Source organism: Micromonospora sp. ALFpr18c, from assembly GCF_008868155.1.
In the GTDB taxonomy this organism is placed as follows: Bacteria; Actinomycetota; Actinomycetes; order Mycobacteriales; family Micromonosporaceae; genus Micromonospora.
Map to the genome: position 1 here is coordinate 1 of NZ_WBKR01000103.1, position 22,201 is coordinate 22,201.

Here is a 22,201-nt window from a genome sequence, read left to right on the forward strand (position 1 = left end):
GGGCCCGGGGGGTTACGGGGTTTTTAGCTCTTTGGCTAGTAGTTCGGCTATCTGGGCTGTGTTCAGGGCTGCGCCCTTGCGGAGGTTGTCGCCGGTGATGAAGAGGTCCAGGGCGCGGGGGTCGTCCAGGGCGCGGCGGATCCGGCCCACCCAGGACGGGTCGGTGCCGACGGCGTCGATCGGCATCGGGAACTCGCCCGCGGCCGGATCGTCGACCACGATCACCCCGGGGGCGTTGCGTAGTGCCTCGCGGGCACCCTCGGCGTCGACCTCGGTGGCGAAGTTGGCGTGCACGGCCACCGAGTGGCCGGTGACCACGGGCACCCGTACGCAGGTGGCGGACACCTTGAGGTCGGGCAGGCCGAGGATCTTGCGGGACTCGTTGCGGATCTTCATCTCTTCCGACGACCAGCCGCTGTCGGCGGGTGAGCCGGCCCAGGGCACCACGTTGAGCGCGAGCGGCGCCGGGAACGGGCCCAGGTCGTCGCCGACGGCCTGGCGTACGTCGCCGGTGCGTGAGCCGAGCAGTCGGTCTCCGGCGACCTTGGTGAGCTGGTCGTGCAGGATGTCGACGCCGGCCTGACCGGCACCGGAGACGGCCTGGTACGAGGCGATCACCAGCTCCCGTAGGCCGTACTCGCGGTGCAGCGGCGCCACCGCGATGATCATCGCGAGGGTGGTGCAGTTGGCGTTCGCGATGATGCCCCGGGTGCGGTTGCGAACCTGCTCGGGGTTGATCTCGGGAACCACCAACGGGACGTCCCGGTCCATCCGGAAGGCACCGGAGTTGTCCACGACGATCGCGCCACGGGCGACCGCGACCGGTGCCCACTCGGCGGAGACCTCGTCGGGCACGTCGAACATCGCCACGTCGACGCCGTCGAACGCTTCCGGGGTCAGCGCCTGGACGACGAGTTCCTCACCTCGGCAGCGGACCCGCCGCCCGACCGAGCGTTCGGAGGCAAGCAGACGGATCTCACCCCAGACGTTGCGGCGCCCGGTGAGCAGCTCACACATCACGGTGCCGACGGCACCGGTCGCTCCGACCACGGCGAGGGTGGGCAGCGCCGCCATCGGCGCTACCTACCCGTCCCCGCGTAGACCACGGCTTCGGTGTCCCCGCCCAGCTCGAACGCGTCGTGGATGGCGCGTACGGCGGCGTCGAGGTCGGTGTCCCGGCAGACCACGGAGACCCGGATCTCGGATGTGGAGATCATCTCGATGTTGACCCCGGCTGCACCGAGGGCGGCGAAGAACCCGGCGGCCACCCCCGGGTGCGAGCGCATACCGGCACCGATCAGCGAGACCTTGCCGACGTGGTCGTCGTACAACAGGCCCTTGAACTTGACCGGTTCCTGGATCTTGCTGAGCGCGGCCATCGCGGTCGGGCCGTCGGCCTTGGGCAGCGTGAACGAGATGTCCGTGCGGCCGGTGCCCTCGGTGGAGACGTTTTGCACGATCATGTCGATGTTGATCTCGGCGCCGGCGACGGTGTCGAAGATCCGCGCGGCGGCACCCGGCTCGTCGGGCACCCCGACGATTGTGATCTTGGCTTCGCTGCGGTCGTGCGCGACTCCGGTGATCAGTGCCTGCTCCACGGAAAGGTCCTCCATCGATCCGGTGACCATCGTGCCGGTGTTGGTCGAGTATGACGAACGGACGTGGATCGGCAACCCCGCCCGCCGGGCGTATTCCACGCTACGCAGGTGCAGCACCTTCGCGCCGCAGGCGGCCAGCTCCAGCATCTCCTCGTAGGTGATGTGCCGGATGTGTCGCGCGTTGGGCACGATCCGCGGGTCGGCGGTGAAGATGCCGTCCACGTCGGTGTAGATCTCGCAGACGTCGGCGTGCAACGCGGCGGCGAGCGCCACGGCGGTGGTGTCCGATCCGCCGCGGCCCAGCGTGGTGACGTCCTTGGTGTCCTGCGAGACGCCCTGGAATCCGGCCACGATGACCACCGAGCCCTCGTCGAGCGCGCCCTTGAGCCGCCCCGGGGTGACGTCGATGATGCGCGCCCGGCCGTGCACCGAGGTGGTGATCACGCCGGCCTGCGAACCGGTGAACGAGCGGGCTTCGTACCCCAGGTTGTGGATGGCCATGGCCAGCAGGGCCATGGAGATCCGCTCTCCGGCGGTGAGCAGCATGTCCAGTTCGCGGCCCGGCGGCAGCGGGCTGACCTGGTTGGCCAGGTCGAGCAGCTCGTCGGTGGTGTCCCCCATCGCGGAGACCACCACCACCACGTCGTCGCCGGCCTTGCGGGCGGCGACGATGCGCTCGGCCACCCGCTTGATCCGCTCGGCATTGGCGACGGAGGACCCGCCGTACTTCTGCACCACGAGTGCCACGACGGTGCACTCCCTCCCAGCGACCCTGAGCGTGCCGACGCCGCCGGAACCGGGGCCGGCGGCGCGTGTCAGACCCCTCCAGGGTATCCGGCGGGTAACGACGCCGGGTCAGGTGATCCCACCATCCGGCCCGCCCGGCACGGCCGGCCCCGGCTGACCAGGGCGGCGGTACGCCGGGGGCGGCGTTCCCGACACGCCGGAGCGGGCCGGGTACACGCCGGTCCCCACCAGCCTCCGCCACCCACCAGAATGAGCCGGTGCCCGTCCTCATCCGCTCGGCCGGCCGCCTGCTCGGGCCGCTCGTGTTCGTCCTGCCGGCAGCCCTGGTCGCCTGTACCGGTGAGCAGCCTCCCGCCCCGCCGCCCACCGACAGCCCGCCGGCGCAGGTGGACGCGGCCCGGGACGAGTTGGCCGCGCTCGCGGCGGCGGCCCAGGATCGCCGCCTGGTGGCGCAGTACGTCTACAGCCGGACCGGCCAACCGGACCGCACCGTCGTGTTCGCCAGCGCGAACGACGGCACCTGGCGGGTGGACGTGCCCGGTGGCGCGCTGGGTGGCACCGTCGACGTCTCGTTGGCCGCCACCGCCGACGGGCTGTTCCAGTGCGCCCTGCCGTCGGCCGTTCGGTCCGAGCCGGCGAGCTGCGTACGCGTCGGGGAGCGCGACGAGCCCATTGCCCGCCGGCTGGACCCTCGGGTCCAGCACCCGCTGACCGACTGGCTGGACGTGCTCACCGACCGGCGGGCCCCGCTCGCGGTCGCCCCGGCCGCCACGCCGGAGGGCCTGACCGGCACCTGCTACTCGGTGGACTCCACGTCGGCCTCGCTGAACGCCCCGCTGGATGTCGGCATCTACTGCTACGACCGGGACGGCACACCGACCGGTGTGCGGACGGAGGCCGGGACGCTGCGGCTGGCCGCGCCGCCCGGGCCGCCTCCGGCCACCGTGCAGTTGGCCGGCCCGGTGATCGACGGCGACCCGCTCGGCACCGCGGCTCCGCCGACGCCGACCGCCGATCCGTCGGGCAGCCCGAGCGCGGGAACGTCCTGATCGTCGTCCCGTTACGGGTGCTCTTGACCACATTCTGCCAACCCCCACCCAAAGGGAAAATCGCCCATACGGGACTATTCTCGTATGGCCCACCTGACCCCGCTGCTCGCCTACCGCTGGAGCCCACTGGCGTTCCACCCCTCCGACGAGCTGAGCGCGGCCGATGCCGCCTCGCTGCTGGAGGCGGCCCGCTGGGCACCGTCGCTGGGCAACCGGCAACCCTGGCGTTTCACCCTCGGCCACCGCGACGACGAGACCTGGAAGCGGATCCTGGTCAACCTGCCCGAGCGTGAGCAGCGCTGGGCGCACCGGGCTGCCGCGCTGCTGCTCGCCGCGCACGTCGACACCGACGCGGCACCGGCCGACGGGGTCGTCTACGACCTGGGCCAGGCGGTCGCCCACCTCACCGTGCAGGCCACCGCGCTCGGGCTGCACGTCCGCCAGGTCCTCACCGTGGACCGCGCCGGACTCGCCGCCGACCTGCACCTTCCCGCCGACGTGCGGCCGTACGCGGTGGTGGCCGTCGGGCAACTGGGCGACCCGCTCAGCCTCCCGGCCGACCTGGTTGCCGAGGAGACCGGCCTGCGTCGCCGCCGCCCCCTGGCCGACCTGCTGCTCGGCTGATCGGTCGGCAAAGCTAACCGCCGCGGCTGGCGCGCAGAAGGACCGCGGCGGCCTCGGTGTTGCGATAGAGGACGTGCCGACCCTGGCGGGACCGGGAGACCAGGCCGGCGGCGTGCAGCGCGCCGAGGTGCTGGGACACCCCTCCGGCGGACATCCCGGTGAGTCGGGCCAGGTCGGTGGTGGTCGTCGCCGCGTCGAGCAGGTGCAGCAGGGCGGCCCGGCCCGGGCCGACCACCCGCGCCAGGGGGTCTCCGGGTGGCGGCGCCGTTCCCTCCCAGAGCGTTCCGACGGCCCGGACCGGGTACGCGCCGGCCGGCAACGAATCCTCCAGCAGGTTCCACAGCACCCGCCGTTCGGTGAACACCGTCGGGTTCAGCGCCAGCCCACGACCTCGGAGGTCGAAGTCCCGCCCGAACGGGTCGTCGCTGATCACCCGGTCACCGTGCCAGCGCAGGCTCGGGTGGAGCTGCTCGAAGAACCGACCGGCACCACCCTCGGCGAGCTGGGCGGCCCGGTACGCCACGTCGGCGTCGAGCAGCGCCCGCATCCGGGGCCAGTCCGGGGCGATCGCCTCGTCGTACCAGACCCGCAGTGCGTCGACCAGCTGTGGCAGCAGCCCACGGGGGTCGGCAAGCAGTGCCTGCCCGAACGGACTCAGCGGCCGGCGCGCGGTGGTCGACAGCAGATCCTGGATTACCACTGCCGGCGACGTCGCGGCGATCTGGTCGAGCTGCTCGGCCATCTCCACGTTCGGTCGGGCCGCCGGGGTGAGGAAGTCGGGCAACGGGCAACCCCGCCAGGTCAGCTCGGTCAGCGGCCGGACCCGGGTGGCGACCTCGGGGCGGCGCAGGGTCACCCGGGCGCGGTCGATCCAGGGCAGGTGCACCGCGTAGCGGACCGGGCTCGCCAGCGCCCACATGCTCATGACCGTCTCGTTAACCGGCGACACGGCGAGCCGCACCCCCGCCACATCGGCCAGACTGAACCGCAACTCGGACACACGCCCCCCCGGAGCAGGATTCGGTTCAGCCTAAAAGACTCGACCGGCATCGTGGGGGCACGGTTCACTCACCGGCCATGGGGGCCAGAGACACCATCCGCACCGTTGTCCAACACGTCGTACCGCCGGCCGGGTTGACCCGCGCGCTGGCCGTGCAGGCCATGGTCTACGCCGTCGGCAGCGGACTGTTCCACGCCGGCAGTGCCGTCTTCTTCACCCGGGCGCTGGGACTCAGCGCCGCCCAGGTCGGGCTCGGCCTGTCCATCTCGGCGGGAGTGTCGCTGTTGGGTACGGTGCCGCTGGGCGGGCTCACCGACCGGTACGGGCCGCAGCGGGTCTGGTTGGTCGGGCTGGTGCTGGACGCGGCGCTCTTCGCGTCGTACCCGTTCGTTGGCGGCTTCGCGGGCTTCCTGGCCGTGGTGGTGGCGCTGGCGGCGGTGGACGCGTCGACGGGCGTGGCGCGGCAGGTCTACTCGATCAACGCGCTCCCACCGGCCGAACGGGTCACGGCGATGGCGTACCAGCGGTCGTCGTTGAACGTCGGCTTCGGGCTCGGCGCGGTGATCAGCGGCCTGGTGCTGGCCGTGGACACGATCGAGGCGTACCGCGCGATGGTGTGGTTCATCGCGGCGATGATCCTGGTGACGGCCCTGTTCGTACGGCGACTGCCCCGGCTGCCGCAGGTCGCCCGGCCGGAGGAGCCGATGAGCCGGCTCGCCGTGCTGCGCGACCGCCCGTTCATGGTGGTGTCCCTGCTCTCCGGGTTGCTCACCGCGCACGGGGTGCTCTACCTGACGGTGATGCCGCTCTGGATCCTCACCCACACCGACGCCCCGAAGACGGTGATCGCCGCCCTGGTGCTGCTCAACACGGTCCTGATCGTGCTGCTCCAGGTACGCGTCAGCCGGGGCGCCGACACCGCCTCGGGCGCGGCGAGGGCCTCCCGCCGCGGTGGCCTGCTGATCGCCCTGGCCTGCCTGGTCCTGCCGATCTCCGGGCTCACCCGGGGCCCGCTCACCGTCGTGTTGCTGGTGGCCGCCGCGACGCTGCTGATCCTGGCCGAGCTGATCCAGTCGGCGGGTGCCTGGGGGCTCACCGCCACCCTCCCGCCGGACGAGCAGCGCGGCGCGTACGTGGGCGCGTTCCGGCTCGGCTCCCAGGTGCAGTACCTGATCGCCCCGGCCGGGCTGACCGCGCTCGGCGTGACCACGGGTGGCTGGGGCTGGTTCCCGGCGGCAGCGATCTTCGTGCTGATGGGGCTGGCGATCGTACCGGCGGTGGCCTGGGCCACACGGACGCCGCGACTGGGTGCCGCGGCCCCGGAGCAGACCATGACGCCGGTCCCATAGTCCGGACCTATCTTTCAACCCTCCGTTTCATCACGTAGGGTGACTTGGTCATGTGGCGGGCGCTTCTTCTCCTTAGCGGCCGCGACGAGGCCTGACCGGCCGGCACCTCGTCGCGGAGTTGCATCGCGCCGTCCAGCACATCTGAGTTTCCTCTCGGCACCGCCGCGCACCGTCGCCCGGCAACTCGCCGACACCTTCCGATCTGCTGACGCCACCTGTTCCAGGGAGCAATCTGAGATGGCTCAACCTGTCACCGACGCTGACACCGATCCGATCGCCCGGCAGCGCCCGAGCCGGATGCCGTACCACCGCTACCAGCCCTACCGCGAGCAGTTCCGGGTCGACCTGCCGGACCGCACCTGGCCCACCCGGCACGTCGACGCCGCGCCACGCTGGTGCGCCGTGGATCTCCGCGACGGCAACCAGGCGCTGATCGACCCGATGTCGCCCGAGCGCAAGCGGCGGATGTTCCAGCTGCTGGTGCAGATGGGCTACAAGGAGATCGAGGTCGGCTTCCCGTCGGCCAGCCAGACCGACTTCGACTTCGTCCGGCAGCTCATCGAACAGGACATGATCCCGGACGACGTCACCATCCAGGTGCTCACCCAGTGCCGGGAGCACCTGATCGACCGGACGTTCGAGTCGCTGCGCGGGGCGAAGCGGGCGATCGTGCACTTCTACAACTCGACCTCCACCCTCCAGCGACGGGTGGTCTTCGGCCTGGACAAGGACGGCATCGCCGACATCGCCACCACCGGCGCCCGGCTCTGCCAGAAGTACGCCGAGATCCACACCCCGGACACCGACATCTACTACGAGTACTCGCCGGAGTCCTACACGGGCACCGAGCTGGAGTACGCGCTGGAGGTCTGCTCCCGGGTGATCGACGTGATCGACCCGACGCCCGACCGGCCGCTGATCATCAACCTGCCGGCCACGGTCGAGATGGCCACGCCGAACGTGTACGCCGACTCGATCGAGTGGATGCACCGGCACCTGCCGCGCCGCGACAGCGTGGTGCTGAGCCTGCACCCGCACAACGACCGGGGCACCGGGGTGGCCGCCGCCGAGCTGGGCCTGCTCGCCGGCGCGGACCGCATCGAGGGCTGCCTGTTCGGCAACGGTGAGCGCACCGGCAACGTCGACCTGGTGACGCTGGGGCTCAACATCTTCTCCCAGGGCATCGACCCGATGATCGACTTCTCGGACATCGACGAGGTCCGCCGGGCCGTCGAGTACTGCAACCAACTGCCGGTGCACGAGCGCCACCCGTACGCGGGTGACCTGGTCTACACGGCCTTCTCCGGCTCACACCAGGACGCCATCAAGAAGGGCTTCGACGCCCTCACCGCCGACGCGAAGGCCGCCGGCGTACCGGTTGACGAGCACACCTGGGCGGTGCCGTACCTGCCGATCGACCCGAAGGACCTGGGCCGCACCTACGAGGCCGTCATCCGGGTCAACTCGCAGTCCGGCAAGGGCGGCATCGCGTACATCATGAAGAGCGAGCACCAACTGGACCTGCCGCGCCGGCTCCAGATCGAGTTCTCCGGTGTGGTGCAGCAGGTCACCGACCACAACGGCGGCGAGGTCGACCCGGCCGCCATGTGGGAGATCTTCGCGACCCACTATCTGCTCGACCACCAGCGCGACCCGGCGGTCCGGCTGGCCGGCTACACGATCCGCACCACCGACGGCAAGGTCGAGATCGAGGCCGAGGTCGGTGTGGGCACCGAGCAGCGGTCGCTCACCGCGGTCGGCAACGGCCCGATCGACGCGTACGTCAACGCGCTCCAGTCGGTCGGGGTGGGCGTACGGGTGCTCGACTACCACGAGCACGCGCTGTCCTCCGGCGGGGACGCGCAGGCCGCCGCGTACGTGGAGTGCGAGGTGGACGGTCGGACGGTCTGGGGTGTCGGCACCGACGCCAACATCGTCACCGCCTCGATCAAGGCGGTCACCAGCGCCGTCAACCGCGCTCGCAGCTGACGCGCTCGCCACACCCCCGAGGTGGGTTTCCTACTTCGGGGGTGTGGCGGCGGGCATCGAGTGGCAGGGCTGCGACGGTGGGGCCGCGCGGGGTGGCCGGTGGACCAGCACGAGGGCCAGCACCGCGCCGGCCAGCAGCAGCCCCGCGCACCAGGCCAACGAGCCGCGGTAGGCGTTCGCCAGCTCCGTCTTCTGCTCGTATCCGCCGCCGGAGAGGCCGACGAGCAGCGGCAGTGCGGCCACCGCGAGCAGACCGCCGGCCCGGGAGGCGGCGTTGTTGAAGCCGCTGGCCACTCCGGAGAACCGGTCCTGGACGGCGGCCAGCACCGACGCGGTCAGCGGTGCCACCACCAGGGTCAGCCCGACGCCGAACAGCAACACCCCGGGCAGCACGTCGGTCCAGTACGACGCACCGGGCCGCACGCCGCGCAGCAGCAGCAGACCGGCGGCGGCGATGATCGGCCCGACGGTCAGCGGCAGCCGGGGGCCGATCCGCGCCGCCAGCGCGCCGGCCCGCGCCGATCCGACCAACAGCAGCAGGGTCATCGGCAGCAGCGCGATGCCGGTACGCAGGGCCGACCACTCGACGACGTTCTGCAGGTAGACGGCGAAGAAGAAGGTGAACCCGCTGAGCGCCGCGTAGACCACCACGGTGAAGATGTTCAGCACCGAGAAGAGGCGGCTGCCGAACAGCCCGGTGGGCAGCATCGCCGTGTCACCGCGCCGCCGTTCCACCAGCACGAAGGCCACCGCCGCCAGCACGCCGACGAGCGCCGCGACCAACACCGGCGCCGACGCGAACCCGCGGACGGGCGCGTCGATCAGCGCGTACGTGACGCCGGCGAGCGCGAGCGCCCCGAGCAGTGCCCCGGCCACGTCGAACCGACGCCGGGTGCGGCCCGGCCCGTGCGTACGGGAGACGTTCTCGTCGCGGCTCTCCGGCACCCAGCGCAGCGCGGCCAGCAGGACCAGTACGGCGATCGGCAGGTTGAGGAAGAAGATCCACCGCCAGGACAGCGCGTCGATCAGCCAGCCGCCGATGAACGGCCCCAACGCCGTGGACACCCCGGACAGCCCCGCCCACGCGCCGATCGCCCGGCCCCGGTCGTCCGGGTGGAAGCTGGCCTGGAGCACCGACAGCGAGCCGGGGGTGAGCAGCGCGCCGCCCGCGCCCTGGAGGATCCGGGCCGCGATCAGCATGCCGGTGTCCTGGGACAGGCCGCACAGCACCGAGGCGACGGTGAACCAGAGCACCCCGATCAGGAAGATCCGCCGCCGGCCGAAGCGGTCCCCGAGGGATCCGCCGAGCAGGACGAACGCGGCCAGCATCAGCAGGTACCCGTTGACGGTCCACTGGAGATCGGCCACGTTCGCCCCGAGGTCCTGGCCGAGTTTCGGCAGTGCCACGTTGACGACCGTGCTGTCCAGGAAGACCATGCCGGAGGCGAGCACCGCGGCGAGCAGCGTTCCTCGGCCTGCGGCGGTGCCCATCCGCAGCGCGGGTGCCGGTACGGGTGCGGTCATCCCACCAATCTGCCTTGCAGGATGTGGGAGACGCCACGAAACGCCGAAACCATGCCCGGGTACTGTGCGCAATCGCCGGGAGCCCGCAAGCTGGAGAGGTGTCGTCTGTGCGTACCAGATCAGGACAGCGTGCGTCGGTGGCCGCGCTCGTCGCGGCGCTGGCGCTCGGCGTGGCCGGTTGCGTCCCGCCCGAGGAGCCCGAGTCGACGCCGCCACCGGGTGGCGGCGGCAACGCCGTCGAGCAGTTGGGCCAGCTGACCGTCGCCAGCGCCGGCTCGATGAAGGGCTACAGCCGGGAACGCTTCCCACACTGGCGGGACACCGGCAAGAACTGCGACGTGCGGGACAGCATCCTGCAACGCGACGGTAAGGACGTGAAGCTCTCCGGCTGCAACGTGGTCGGGGGTCGCTGGGAGAGCGTGTACGACGGCCGCAGCGCGACCGATCCCTCCGACGTGGACATCGACCACATGGTGCCGTTGGCCAACGCGTGGCGTTCGGGCGCCGACGAGTGGGACGACGCGAAGCGCGGCGACTTCGCCAACGACACGACACGTCCGCAGCTCATCGCGGTTTCCGCGTCCTCCAACCGGGCAAAGGGTGACCAGGACCCGTCCCAGTGGAAGCCGGCAAACCGGTCGTACTGGTGTCAATACGCCAAGAGCTGGGTGACGGTCAAGCACCACTGGCGGCTGACGGTGACCACTGCCGAGAAGGCCGCCCTGACCGACATGCTGGAGGGCTGTTGATGAGCGAGGAAGCGGCGACAGACGCGGACAACGCGCCGTCCACAGCCGGGATGACCGCCGACGGCACCGGCGACACGCCGGCCGCGGTGCCGGGGGCCGGCATGGTCGCCGACTCGACCGGCGCCAGTGCCCCGCAGAGCCGCAGCGCCGACATCGTGCCCGGTCCGGGTGGGGTGATGACCGACGAGGTCGGCGTCGTCACCGGCGAGTTGACGCTGCGCACCGAGTACGCGGACGGCAAGGTCACCCTGCGGGTGCAGTACAAGGACGCGGATGAGTGGTACGCGGTGACCGGCGGGACGGTCGCGCTGGCCGACCCGGCAGGGCTGGACGCGGTGCACGGCGTGGCCGTGGCACTGCTGCACCGCCCCGAGGGCTGAGCCGCCCGCCGTACGACCTGAGGGGCCGCCCGGTGACGGACGGCCCCTCAGGTGTCACGGGGTCGGGATCAGCTCGCCCGGCGGGTCGAGTGGGCCGGTGCCCTCCACCGGGCGGACCAGCTCCACCTCGACCTCGTGCGGCCGGATCCGGCCGGCGGCGATGTCCTCGGCGAAGTGGCAGGCCACCCGGTGCCCGCCGACCACGTCGCGCAGTTCCGGCCGCTCGTCGGCGCACCGGGTCGGCTGCGCCCACGGGCACCGGGTGTGGAACCGGCAGCCCGACGGCGGGTTGGTCGGCGACGGCAGGTCACCGGCGAGCAGGATCCGCTCCCGGCGGTCCTCCACCACCGGGTCCGGCACCGGCACCGCGGACATGAGCGCGCGCGTGTACGGGTGCATCGGCTCGCGGTAGAGGTCGTCGCTGGACGCCTCCTCCACCAGCCCACCCAGATACATCACGCCCACCGTGTCGGCGATGTGCCGCACCACCGCCAGGTCGTGCGCGATGATCAGGTAGGTCAGGCCGCGCTCGTTCTGCAGGTCCTCCAGCAGGTTGAGCACCTGGGCCTGGATCGACACGTCCAGCGCGGAGACCGGCTCGTCGGCGACGATCAGGTCCGGGTTGAGCACCAGCGCCCGGGCGATGCCGATGCGCTGGCGCTGGCCGCCGGAGAACTCGTGCGGGTACTTGCTGAGAGCCGACGCGGGAAGGCCGACCGCCTCCAGCGTCTCGCGCAGCCGACGGTTCGTCTCGGCCTTGTCGCCGGCCAACCCGTGCGCCTTGAGCCCCTCCACCAGCAGCGACTCCACCGACTGCCGGGGGTCGAGGCTGGACAGCGGGTCCTGGAAGATCATCTGCATGCGGCGGCGGGCGTGCCGCATCGCCTCGCCCTTGAGAGCGCGGACGTCGGTGCCGTCGAAGATGATCTCGCCGTCGGTGGGTTCGACGAGCCGCAGCAGGCCACGACCCAGCGTCGACTTGCCGCAGCCCGACTCGCCCACCAGGCCGTACGTCTCACCCTTGCGGATGCTCAGCGACACGCCGTCCACGGCGTAGACGTAGCCGACGGTCCGGTCGAAGAGCAGGCCACTCTTGATCGGAAAGTGGACCTTGACGTCACGCAGCTCGATCAGGGGACCGGTCTGGTCGGTCATCGGGCCGCCACCTCCTCGGAGACGGGGTTGTTGCAGCGGAGGTCGCCACCGGTGGCAGTGGGTTCGAGCGGCGGAGGCCCTTCCAGGCACGCGTCCACGACGTTGTCGCAGCGCGGCGCGAACGCGCACCCCTCGGCCCACGGGATGTTGTCGGAGACCGACCCGCGGATCGCGTGCAGCCGCTCACCGCGCGGCGAGTCCAGCCGGGGCACCGAGTTGAGCAGCCCGTGGGTGTACGGGTGCCGTGCGTGCGCGAACAGCTCGTGCCGTCGCGCCCGCTCGACCACCTTGCCGCCATAGAGCACGTTGACGGTGTCGCAGAGCCCGGCCACCACGCCCAGATCGTGCGTGATCATGACGAGCGCGGTGCCGGTCTCGTCGACCAACTGCTTGAGCAGGGTGAGGATCTGCGCCTGGATGGTCACGTCGAGCGCGGTCGTCGGCTCGTCGGCGATCAGCAGTCGCGGCTTGCAGGCCAGCGCGATGGCGATCAGCGCGCGCTGGCGCATCCCGCCGGAGATCTGGTGCGGGTATTCGCTGAGTCGCCGCTGCGGGTCGGGGATGCCGACCGCGTCGAGCAGGTCCCGCGCCTCCCGCAGCGCCTGCTTGCGGTCCCGGCCCTGGTGGCGTTCCAGCACCTCGGCCACCTGCACACCGATCGGGATGACCGGGTTCAACGACGACAGGGGGTCCTGGAAGATCATGCTGATCTCCCGGCCCCGCCGGTCACGCATGTCGTCCGGTCGCAGCTTCAGCAGGTCGGTGCCCTCGAAGAGCACCTCCCCGGTGACCTTGTTGCCCCGCTTGGGCAGCAGGCCCATGATGGCCAGGCTGGTCACGCTCTTGCCGCAGCCGGACTCGCCGACCAGGCCGACGGTCTGCCCCGGCTCCACGGTGAAGCTGACCTTGTCGACGGCGGTGAAGGGCCGCTCGCCTCGCCGCTGGAACACCACGCTCAGGTCACGGACGTCGAGCAGGCTCATCGGGTCACTTCCTCTCGCCGGCAGAGGCCGGCCGTGCTGGTTGCGCGCACCGCGATCACCGCCGGTTCTTCGGGTCGATCGCCTCACGCATCGCCTCACCCAGCAGGGTGAAGCCGAGCGCGACCACGATGATCGCGAGCGCCGGGTAGTACGCCAGTTCCGGTCGGACCTCGAAGTACCGCTGACCGTCCACGCCCAGCATCAGACCCCACTCGGCCCGGTTGATGTCCGGGTCGCCGAGGCCCAGGAAGGAGAGCGCCGCGGCGTCCAGGATGGACACCGCGAAGGTCAGGGTGGCCTGCACGATCACCGCGGTCAGCGAATTGGGCAGCATGTGCCGCAGCACGATGTTGCGCTCCTTGACGCCGAGCGCGCGGGCGGCGAGCACGTGGTCGCTCTCCCGCTGGGCCAGCATGGAGCCGCGCAGCAGTCGGGCGAAGATCGGCACGCTCACGATCGCCACCGCGAAGATCACCGTCCACTGACTCGACCGGCTCGCCATCGCGACAAGCGTGATCGCGAGCAGCAGGCTCGGCAGGGCCAGCATCACGTCGGTGAGTCGCATCAGAACCACGTCGATCCAGCCGCCGAAGGCACCGGCGATCGCGCCGATCAGCACACCGAGCACCAGGCCGATGAGGGTGGCGAGCACGCCGACGAAGAGCGTCTGACGGGCGCCGTAGATCATCCGGGACAGGAAGTCCCGACCGAGCGGGTCGGAACCGAACGGGAAGTCGCCGCTGGCACCCGGGATCGAGTCCACGGTGAGGTTCTTCGTCAGCTCGTCGAAGCGCTGTACCGGGTCGTGCGGCGCGATCAGCGGGGCGAAGATCGCCACCAGGATGAACAGGCCGACGATGCTGGCCCCGACGATGGCGACCGGGTTGCGCCGCAACCGACGCACGGCGTCCCGGACTAGGCTGACCCCGCCCCGGTCGGACGCACTCGCCCGGGCCAGTTCGTCCAGCCGGGCCTTCTTGCGGTCGCCGAGCACGCCGATGCTGCGCTCGCTCATGCCGGGGCGTGGTTTGTCGTCCCCACTACGGGGTGCCGGCGCTCCGGCCTGGATGATCGGATCACTCATCGCACACGCACCCTCGGGTCGATGAAGGCGTAGGAGAGGTCGACCAGCAGGTTGACCACCACGAAGACCAGCGCGGCGAGCAGGATGATCGCCTGGAGCACCGGGTAGTCCCGGCCGCCGCTGATCGAGTCCGTGATCAGCGTGCCGAGGCCGCCCCAGTTGTAGACCTTCTCGGTGAGCACCGCGCCGGAGAGAAGCGCGCCGGTCTGCAGACCGATGGTGGTGACGACCGGCAGCAGCGCGTTGCGCAGGATGTGCCGGCCCCGGATGGTGCGATGCCGCAGGCCCTTGGCCTCGGCGGTCCGCACGTAGTCCTCGTTGAGCACGTCGAGCACGCTGGCCCGGGTGATCCGCACGATCACGGCCAGCGGGATCGTGGCCAGCGTGATCGCCGGCAGGATCAGGTGCCACAACGCGTCGGCGCTGGCGTCGAACTCCCGGGTCAGCAGGCCATCGAGGACGAAGAACCCGGTGACGTTCGTGTTGTCCAGTCCGGTGGTGAGCCGTCCGGACGGCGGGAACCAGTGGATGTTCTGCGTGAAGACGTCCTTGAGCAGGTAGCCCAGGAAGAAGATCGGAATCGAGATGCCAAGCAGGGTGCCTGCGATGGTGAGGTTGTCCGGCCAGCGCCCCCGCCAGCGCGCGGCGAGATACCCCAACGGCACCCCGAGCCCGACGGCGATGATCATCGCGGCGATGGCCAGCTCGATGGTGGCCGGAAAGGCACGGCTGATGACCTCGGTGACCGGGTCACCGGTCCGGATCGAGTTGCCGAAGTCGCCGGTGAGGACTCGCTGCATGAACTTGCCGTACTGCACCAGGATCGGCTGGTCGTAGCCGAGCGCCTTGGTCAGCAGGGCGCGGCGCTCCGGCGTGGCCCGCTCGCCGAGGAGCGCCTCGACGGGACCGCCGGGCAGATTCCGCAGCCAGATAAAGATCAGCGCCGACAGGGCTATGAGGGTCACCACCAACTGCAGCAGGCGGCGGACTATGACTCGCAACATCTCTCACACCAGACTCTCGATGGTCGCGGAATCGGCCCGGGCAGGGGAGAAACCCCCAACCCGGGCCGATTCCGCCTACGGCGTCAGCCGATTGACGTCACTTCTTGACGCTGACGGTGTTGAACCGCTCGTCAGTCAGCGGGCTGGCCTTCAGGCCCTCGACGTCCTTGGTGACGACGATCGCCGGCGGTGCGTGCCAGACCGGCACGGCCGGCAGCCACTTGGCGGCGATGTCCCGGTTGACCTGCTCCCAGGCGGCCTTCTTGGCGGCGTCGTCGACGGTGCCGTCGGCCTTGGCGATGGCGTCGAACATCTCGTTCATCGACTGGTCGCCGAACTCGACCTTGCCCCGGCCGAAGAACGTGCCGACGAAGTTGCCCGGGTCGTTGTAGTCACCGGTCCAGCCGAGGATGTGCAGGTCCTGCTTGCCGAACTGCTGCACGTCGTCCTTGAAGCCACCGTTCCACGGACGAGGCACACCGTTGACCTTGATGCCCACGGCCTGGAGGTCGTTGGCGAGGACGGTGAAGATCTCCTGCGGGTTCGGCATGTACGGCCGGGAGACGTCCGGCGGGTAGTAGAAGTTGAGCGTCAGACCCTCGGCGCCGGCCTCCTTGAGGAGCTGCTTGGCCTTGTCCGGGTTGTACTCGTACTTCTGCACGTCCGGGGCGTAGCCGAGCACGGTGTCCGGCATGAACTCGTCGGCGACCTTCGCGCCTCCCGGGCCCTTGGTCTGCACCAGCTGCTGACGGTTGAGCGCGTAGGCGATCGCCTGCCGCACCCGCAGGTCCTTCAGCTTCGGGTTCTTCTGGTTGATGCCCAGGTACAGGATGTTGAAGGCCGGGCGGTTGATGACCTGGAAGCCCTCACCCTCGAGCGCCTTGCGGTCGGCCGGCGCCGGGAAGTCGATGCCCTGCACGGTGCCGGCACGGAGCTCCTGCTTGCGGGTGCTCTCGTCCTTGATGACCTTGATGATCACCTTGTCCACCTTGGCCTTGTCACCAAAGTAGTCCGGGTTCCGGTTGAGGGTGATCTCGTTCTTGGCCTTGTCCCAGCCACCGAAGGTGAACGGGCCGGTGCCGACCGGGTGCTCGTTGGCGAACGCGCTGTACGAGAACGAGTCACCGTTCTGCGTGACGGTGTCGGCGTCGTACTTCTTGAGCGCCTCGGGGCTCGCGATCGAGAGCGAGGTCAGCGCGAAGGCGCCCGGGAAGGCACCCTTGTACTTCTTGAGCGAGAGGACGGCGGTTCCGTCGTCCGTGGCCTCGCACTTGTCGTAGATCGACTCGCCGGCGCCCTCGGCCTCGTTCTTCGCGAACCCGCCGAAGGTGTCCATGTAGTAGATCATCTGGGACTGGGCGGCGGCGCCCTTCATGTTGTACCAGCGGTCGAAGTTGTAGCAGACCGCGGCGGCGTTGAAGGGGGTGCCGTCGTGGAACTTCACGCCCTGACGGAGCTTGAACGTCCAGACCTTGCCCTCGGGGTCGTGCTCCCAGCTCTCGGCCAGGCCGCCCTCCAGCTCGGCGGTGCCCGGCTTGTGGCTCACCAGGGTGTCGAACATCTGCCGGACCGGCCGGAACGACTCACCGTCATCGTTGAAGATTGGATCGAAGTTCTTCGGGTCACCGGCACCCGCGAAGATGAAGGTGCCGCCAGTCTTGGCCTCGCCACTGCCGCCGTCGCGCTCACTTTCCGCGCAGCCGGCCGCGCCGACCGCCAGAGCGGCAACGGCCGCGATGGCCACAGCCGATTTGAGCCTTCTCGCCTGCATCTCTCACCTCTGTCATGCGCATGACCACGCCGAGCTGCGGCTCGGTCCGTGAGCGGGAGGCTATGGCATGTCACACGAGAAGCGAAACGGGCGTCAGGCAATCGCTACCAAGCCGACACCTTGCCCGGGGGTCTGACAGTCGACGGTCCGGCGAACACATGGAGCGACACATCGATCCACTCGGCGCCGGGCACCACGAAGGGGTGGCACCGTCGGTAACGGCACCACCCCTCGGGGTACGACTCAAACCGCCCGACGGCCCTCGAAGGCCCTGCCGAGGGTGATTTCGTCGGCGTACTCCAGGTCGCCGCCGACCGGCAGCCCGCTGGCCAGCCGGGTCACCGAGATGCCCATCGGCTTCACCAACAGCGCCAGGTATGTGGCGGTCGCCTCACCCTCGGTGTTCGGGTCGGTGGCCAGGATCAGCTCCCGTACCGCCCCGCCGCTCAGCCGGGTCATCAACTCCCGGATGCGCAGGTTGTCCGGCCCGATCCCCTCCAGCGGATTGATCGCGCCGCCGAGCACGTGGTAGCGACCGCGGAACTCACCGGTCCGCTCGATGGCCACCACGTCCTTTGGTTCCTCCACCACGCACAGCACCTCGTCGGTGCGGCGCGGGTCGCGGCAGATCCGGCACTGCTCGGACTCGGCCACGTTGTAGCAGGTCGTGCAGAACCGCACCAGCTCCTTGACCTTGCGCAGCGCGCCGGCCAGCCGGGTGACGTCGGCCGGATCCGCCGACAGGACGTGGAACGCGATCCGCTGGGCGCTCTTCGGGCCCACGCCCGGCAGCCGACCCAGCTCGTCGATCAGGTCCTGGATGGCACCTTCGTACATCTGCCGGCTCAGAAACCGGGCAGGCCGAGGCCGCCCATGCCGCCGGCGACCGGGCCCATCTTGCGCTCGGTCAGCTCCCGGGCCGCCTCGGCGGCGTTGTGCACAGCCGCGACGACCAGGTCCTCCAGCGTCTCCACGTCGTCCGGGTCGACGGCCTTCGGGTCGATCTTGATGGTCTTGAGCTCGCCGGCGCCGGAGACCGTCGCGGTGACCAGCCCACCACCGGCGGTGCCGGTCAGCTCGGCCTCGGCCAGCTCGGCCTGGGCGACGGCGATCTGCTGCTGCATCTTCTGCGCCTGCTTCAGCATCTGCTGCATGTTCGGCTGTCCACCTGGGCGCACGGATGGCTCCTTCTCGCACTCGTCTGCTCGGCCGCCGATCAGCCTAACCGCTGGGACCGACGCCGCAGCGCCCCGGTGCGTCCGCCCACGCCGAGGCCCGGGCTCCTTCATCGCGGGCCGGGGACGCCGGGAATCAGAGCCGGTCGTACTGCTCCCGGACCAGGGACTCGACGACCGGCACGCTGCCCGGCGGGCCGCCGACCGCGCTGACGATCAGGACGACCTCGTGCCGGCCGGCGACGGCCCACACCCCGGTCCGCTCGGCATTCACGAAGACCGCTGAGCCCGGCACGTCGGCGAGCGGCGTCACCTCGCCGGGGGTCGCCTCCCGCAGGTCGCTGTAGGAACGCTGGAACTGGTCCGCCGACCCTGCCGATCCGAACTCGAGCAGGGTGATCGACACGAGGGTGGCGTCCGGGCGGGTCCAGGCCGAGGCGGCCGCATGAATCAGGTCGCCGCCCGCCTGTTCGGCGAGCAGGTGCGCTCGCGCCTCGGAGAGCGGCAGAACCCGGCCCAGGTCGAGGTCGGCCTGGTCGTGCGCCACGGCCGGCGTGGCAGGGGCCCAACCGGCGGGAGCCGCGACCACCAGCGCACCGAGGTCGGGGGTCTGGTCGTCGGCCGAGTCGATCGCCCGCCAGCTGACCGTGACGACGAGGACTGCCACACCGAGGACCGCCAGCACGCCGGCGATCGGCGCGGGGCGTCGCCACCAGGGCGCATCCGGCCGGGTGTTCGGGCGTGAACCCTGCCAGACGAAGGAGGTCGAATCTGCCGTGGCAGGCTCATCCACGAAGACGGCGGCAGCGGCCGCCGGTGCGGTCGGCTCCGAGGCGGTCGGCGTCGACGGCTTCAGGGCTGTGACGGCGCGTACCAGCAACAGCATCCCGAACAGCGCGGACCAGACGCCACCAAGGAGGTCGGCGTTGGGATGATCGTCCGACGGGTAGCCGCTGACGTCGATGGCGGCCGTGGCCGGCAGGAGGGTGCCGACTCCGAGCACCACGCCGAGCAGGATCGCGGCCAACCGCACACCGAACCGCCATTGCGGCCGTACCCACGCCGCGACCAGCAGCACCAGCAGCGCCGCCCACCCGACGTAGAGCGGTTGCCAGTAGCCCGCGAGGTCGGTCAGCCCGAACGTCCGTGCCTCGGTCGAGGGCACTCGGCCGAACAGCCGGTCCGCGGCGAACTCGTTGGGACGCACCGTCACCCACGGCATCCACCGCGCCGAGATCAACAGGATCAGGCCAGCGACCGCCAGCACCGCCGACTTCGCGTGGTCACGGCCGAACCGGCTGCCGTCGGCTACTTCCTCCGCAGTCGAGGTGATCTTCACGGCGCACATCCTGACAGCGCCCGGGAACGTCGTAACGACCGGATAGGCAGATCGCCGATCGCACGGACGAGTGCTGACGTACCGTGCGTAAGCGGGCATTTTTAGGGGTCCGCCTGTCCGCTATCCGGCGTTACGACAGCGACAGCATCGCTGAGATCAGGAGGTTGTCATGAAGATGCGGGCGGCTCGGATGTACGGCTACAACGAACCATGGCGGCTGGAGGAGATTCCGGTTCCCGAGCTCGGGCGGGACGAGGTCCTGATCAAAGTGGCGGCGACCGGCATGTGTCGCAGCGACTTCCAGCTCGTCGAGGGATATTTCCAGGCCGCCGCGCCGATCGAGTTCCCCATCACGCCGGGGCACGAGATCGCGGGTCACGTGGCCGGTCGGGGTGCCGAGGTGCCCGCCTCGGCGGGCCTCTCCGAGGGCGATCTGGTCGTGGTGAACCCCGGCTGGGGCGACGGGACCTGCCGGCAGTGTCATGAGGGCAACGAGCAGATGTGCACCGGCACCGGCGGATGGCCAGGTTTCGGGCCGCCCGGCGGATTCGCGGAGTACGTCGCGGTGCCGCATCGCCAGCTCATCCGGGTGCCGGCCGGCGACAGCCAGCAGCCCGAGAACTTCGCGCCGCTGACCGATGCAGGGCTGACCCCGTACCGCGGGGTGAAGAAGCTGAGCGCGGCCGGCAAGCTCGGCCCGGGACGTACGGTGGTGGTGGCCGGCATCGGCGGCCTGGGCAGCTACGCCGTGCAGTACGCGAAGCTGCTCGGCGCCGGCGCGACCGTGGTCGGATTCTCCCGTACCGACGACAAGCTCGAGGTCGCCAGGCGCAACGGCGCCGATCACACCGTCAACACTCGGGGCAAGAGTGCCGGCCAGGTGCAGGACGAGCTCGAGAGACTCACCGGCCGCCGGGCGGTCGACGCGGTCCTGGACTGCACGGGCGCCAAGGAGTCGATCGCGCTCGACTTCGCGATCCTGGGGTCCGAGGGGGCGGTCGTCGCAGTCGGCCTGATGGGCACCCAGGTCGAGGTCCCCCTGAACTTCATCGTCGGCGGCGAGCTGCAATTCCTCGGATCGTTCTGGGGCAACTACAACGATCTGACCGAGGTTCTCGCGCTGGCCGCCGCAGGGCGGATCGAGCACACCGTCACCGCGGTGCGGCTCGACGAGATCAACGAGAATCTCCAAGCGTTGGGCCGCGGTGACGTGGTGGGCCGTCGGGTCGTCGTCTTCGACTGAGGACCCCCCGGATCACGGGCTCGGGGTGTCAGCGGGCATCGACCTCGTTGATCTTTTCGGCACCGAAGGTTTCCCGGAGCAGCCGTACCGCCTGTTCCTCGCTGGACTCCCGCGCGGTCTTCTCGTCGATGACGTCGTCCAACGGCTCGTCGCCCGGGTCGAACCCCTCCAGGGCCGGGGCCGCCGCCGGGGCGGCGCCACCCGGCCGACCGCCGCGCAGCGGGCCGTCGAAGTCCGGGTCGTAGGGCGGCTCGCCCGCCCATTCGGCGTCCGCGACAGGCCGGGCTACCGCTGCGGTACGCGCACCGCGCCCCGCCGCCGCCGCGCGGGCGGCGGCGATGGCGCTGCTCACCGGTGCGCCACCGGCTGCCGCCGGCTGCCGGGCCGCCGGTGTCGGGTTGCCCGCCCGCACGTCCGGCTTACCGGTCGCCGAGCCGGAGCCACCCGAGCGGTCACCGTTCGCTCCCAGGCCGACACCGTTCGCCGTGCCGTGGCCACCGCCGTCCGACGCGCCACGGGCCGCGTCGGCGCCGTTCACGCCGGATGCCGAGGCGGGGACGCGGTCAGCCACGGCGGTGCCACCAGGTCGGGCAGCTTCCGGCCAGTCCTCCCCGTCCGTCGCCTGGACCGCGGGAGCGTAGCCGCCGGGGCGGGCAGCCTCCGGCCAGTCGTCCTCGTCGTCGGCCACCGAGCCAGCGGGCTGCGTGTTCGACGCGCCAGCAGCCGTGGCCGGGTTCGTCGAGCCAGCAGCCGTGGCCGCGTTCGTCGGAACCGCGGCCGGGGTCGTCGCCCCAGCAGCCGTGGCCGGGGTCGTCGGAGCGGTGGCCGGGGTCGTTGCGCTGGGCGATGCGTTCGCCGGGGCGGGTCGGGCAGCCGCCGGAGCAGGCGGCGCGGCAGCCGTCGCGGGTGGGGCGGACAGCGGCGTGCCACCTCGTTCGCCGGCCACCTCGCAACGGATCTGCCAGCGCCCGCCCAACTCCTCGTACAGCGCGTCGGTGAGCACCGCCGCGTGGTCGGCCATCATCTTGGCCAGCACGGTCGACTTGACCGTCAGCACCAGCATGTCGCCGTCGAGTTCACGGACGACCGCGTCACGCATCAGGGCGGCGATGCGCTTGTTGGTCCGGTTGACCTTGCCGACCACGTCGGGCCAGACCCGGCGGACCGCGACGGCGTCCAGCGCGGCAGCCGGCGCACCCGGTCGGGGCGGTACGGGTGTCGCCGGGTCGGGGAGCACCGCTGACGGCGGCACCACGCGGCGCGGGGCGGGCGAGCCACCAGCCGACACAGCGCCGGGCGACGCCGGGATCGGCGAGTCGGCGGTCGAGGCGGAAGCGCCCGACGGCTGAGCACCCGAGATCGGAGCACTCTGGGCTGCGGCGCTGCGGGTCGGGGACGATGCCGGGTCGACCTCCCACGGCGGGGCAGAGGTCGGGGC

General features: G+C 70.8%; 19 protein-coding genes and 1 pseudogene. 7 read left to right on the plus strand and 13 right to left on the minus strand.

Features of this window, described 5'->3' with window-relative positions; all coding sequences use genetic code 11:
• Positions 1-12: 12 nt before the first annotated feature.
• The gene (locus tag F8271_RS18665; RefSeq protein WP_151491045.1) at positions 13-1,074 is read right to left on the minus strand and encodes an aspartate-semialdehyde dehydrogenase; all 1,062 of its coding nucleotides are present in this window, start codon (positions 1,072-1,074) and stop codon (positions 13-15) included.
• Positions 1,075-1,079: 5 nt separating this feature from the next.
• Positions 1,080-2,345, minus strand: coding sequence for an aspartate kinase (locus F8271_RS18670; RefSeq protein WP_151491046.1), 1,266 nt, complete (start codon positions 2,343-2,345; stop codon positions 1,080-1,082).
• Between the two features lie 257 nt (positions 2,346-2,602).
• On the opposite strand from F8271_RS18670, the gene F8271_RS18675 reads away from it, so the two are divergent.
• Both F8271_RS18675 and F8271_RS18680 read left to right on the plus strand, forming a co-directional pair.
• Positions 2,603-3,394 (plus strand): hypothetical protein, encoded by a 792-nt coding sequence (locus F8271_RS18675; RefSeq protein WP_225854613.1) that lies wholly within the window; start codon positions 2,603-2,605, stop codon positions 3,392-3,394.
• A gap of 84 nt (positions 3,395-3,478) precedes the next feature.
• Positions 3,479-4,018 carry a nitroreductase family protein gene (locus F8271_RS18680; protein ID WP_151491047.1) on the plus strand — a complete coding sequence of 180 codons (540 nt, stop codon included), beginning with the start codon at positions 3,479-3,481 and terminating at the stop codon, positions 4,016-4,018.
• Between the two features lie 13 nt (positions 4,019-4,031).
• Here the strand turns inward: F8271_RS18680 and F8271_RS18685 are convergent, their stop codons facing one another.
• Positions 4,032-4,943 carry a helix-turn-helix transcriptional regulator gene (locus F8271_RS18685; protein ID WP_151491048.1) on the minus strand — a complete coding sequence of 304 codons (912 nt, stop codon included), beginning with the start codon at positions 4,941-4,943 and terminating at the stop codon, positions 4,032-4,034.
• Between the two features lie 152 nt (positions 4,944-5,095).
• Here F8271_RS18685 and F8271_RS18690 point away from each other — a divergent pair, with 152 nt between their 5' ends.
• A complete protein-coding gene (locus F8271_RS18690) occupies positions 5,096-6,367 on the plus strand; it encodes an MFS transporter (RefSeq protein WP_151491049.1) in 1,272 nt (423 codons plus the stop codon).
• 237 nt (positions 6,368-6,604) lie between these two features.
• A complete protein-coding gene (gene leuA, locus F8271_RS18695; protein ID WP_151491050.1) occupies positions 6,605-8,356 on the plus strand; it encodes a 2-isopropylmalate synthase in 1,752 nt (583 codons plus the stop codon).
• A gap of 30 nt (positions 8,357-8,386) precedes the next feature.
• Here the strand turns inward: leuA and F8271_RS18700 are convergent, their stop codons facing one another.
• Entirely contained in the window at positions 8,387-9,880 is a 1,494-nt protein-coding gene (locus tag F8271_RS18700) for an MFS transporter (RefSeq protein WP_151491051.1), read from the minus strand.
• 107 nt (positions 9,881-9,987) lie between these two features.
• Between F8271_RS18700 and F8271_RS18705 the strand changes: the two genes are divergently transcribed.
• Together F8271_RS18705 and F8271_RS18710 are read left to right on the plus strand one after the other, a co-directional pair.
• Positions 9,988-10,629 (plus strand): HNH endonuclease family protein, encoded by a 642-nt coding sequence (locus tag F8271_RS18705; protein WP_151491052.1) that lies wholly within the window; start codon positions 9,988-9,990, stop codon positions 10,627-10,629.
• Complete coding sequence (locus tag F8271_RS18710; RefSeq protein WP_151491053.1) at positions 10,629-11,009, plus strand: hypothetical protein; 381 nt, start codon at positions 10,629-10,631, stop codon at positions 11,007-11,009. Before F8271_RS18705 ends, F8271_RS18710 begins: the two co-directional genes overlap by 1 nt.
• A 54-nt stretch (positions 11,010-11,063) precedes the next feature.
• Here the strand turns inward: F8271_RS18710 and F8271_RS18715 are convergent, their stop codons facing one another.
• From F8271_RS18715 to F8271_RS18750, 8 genes are all read right to left on the minus strand, one after another.
• Complete coding sequence (locus F8271_RS18715; RefSeq protein WP_151491054.1) at positions 11,064-12,164, minus strand: ABC transporter ATP-binding protein; 1,101 nt, start codon at positions 12,162-12,164, stop codon at positions 11,064-11,066.
• The gene (locus tag F8271_RS18720) at positions 12,161-13,147 is read right to left on the minus strand and encodes an ABC transporter ATP-binding protein (RefSeq protein WP_151491055.1); all 987 of its coding nucleotides are present in this window, start codon (positions 13,145-13,147) and stop codon (positions 12,161-12,163) included. Before F8271_RS18720 ends, F8271_RS18715 begins: the two co-directional genes overlap by 4 nt.
• 55 nt (positions 13,148-13,202) lie before the next feature.
• A complete protein-coding gene (locus F8271_RS18725; protein WP_225854614.1) occupies positions 13,203-14,162 on the minus strand; it encodes an ABC transporter permease in 960 nt (319 codons plus the stop codon).
• Positions 14,163-14,227: 65 nt separating this feature from the next.
• Complete coding sequence (locus F8271_RS18730; RefSeq protein WP_151491056.1) at positions 14,228-15,235, minus strand: ABC transporter permease; 1,008 nt, start codon at positions 15,233-15,235, stop codon at positions 14,228-14,230.
• Between the two features lie 97 nt (positions 15,236-15,332).
• Positions 15,333-17,006 (minus strand): ABC transporter substrate-binding protein, encoded by a 1,674-nt coding sequence (locus F8271_RS18735; RefSeq protein ID WP_151491057.1) that lies wholly within the window; start codon positions 17,004-17,006, stop codon positions 15,333-15,335.
• Between the two features lie 243 nt (positions 17,007-17,249).
• A complete protein-coding gene (recR, locus tag F8271_RS18740; protein WP_151491058.1) occupies positions 17,250-17,843 on the minus strand; it encodes a recombination mediator RecR in 594 nt (197 codons plus the stop codon).
• A gap of 8 nt (positions 17,844-17,851) precedes the next feature.
• Positions 17,852-18,160 (minus strand): YbaB/EbfC family nucleoid-associated protein, encoded by a 309-nt coding sequence (locus tag F8271_RS18745; protein WP_225854615.1) that lies wholly within the window; start codon positions 18,158-18,160, stop codon positions 17,852-17,854.
• Positions 18,161-18,317: 157 nt separating this feature from the next.
• Positions 18,318-19,520, minus strand: coding sequence for a hypothetical protein (locus F8271_RS18750; protein ID WP_151491060.1), 1,203 nt, complete (start codon positions 19,518-19,520; stop codon positions 18,318-18,320).
• A gap of 169 nt (positions 19,521-19,689) precedes the next feature.
• On the opposite strand from F8271_RS18750, the gene F8271_RS18755 reads away from it, so the two are divergent.
• Positions 19,690-20,763 (plus strand): NAD(P)-dependent alcohol dehydrogenase, encoded by a 1,074-nt coding sequence (locus F8271_RS18755; protein WP_151491061.1) that lies wholly within the window; start codon positions 19,690-19,692, stop codon positions 20,761-20,763.
• Between the two features lie 28 nt (positions 20,764-20,791).
• Here F8271_RS18755 and F8271_RS18760 read toward each other — a convergent pair.
• Positions 20,792-22,201, minus strand: a pseudogene (locus F8271_RS18760) (DNA polymerase III subunit gamma and tau); the annotation flags it as partial.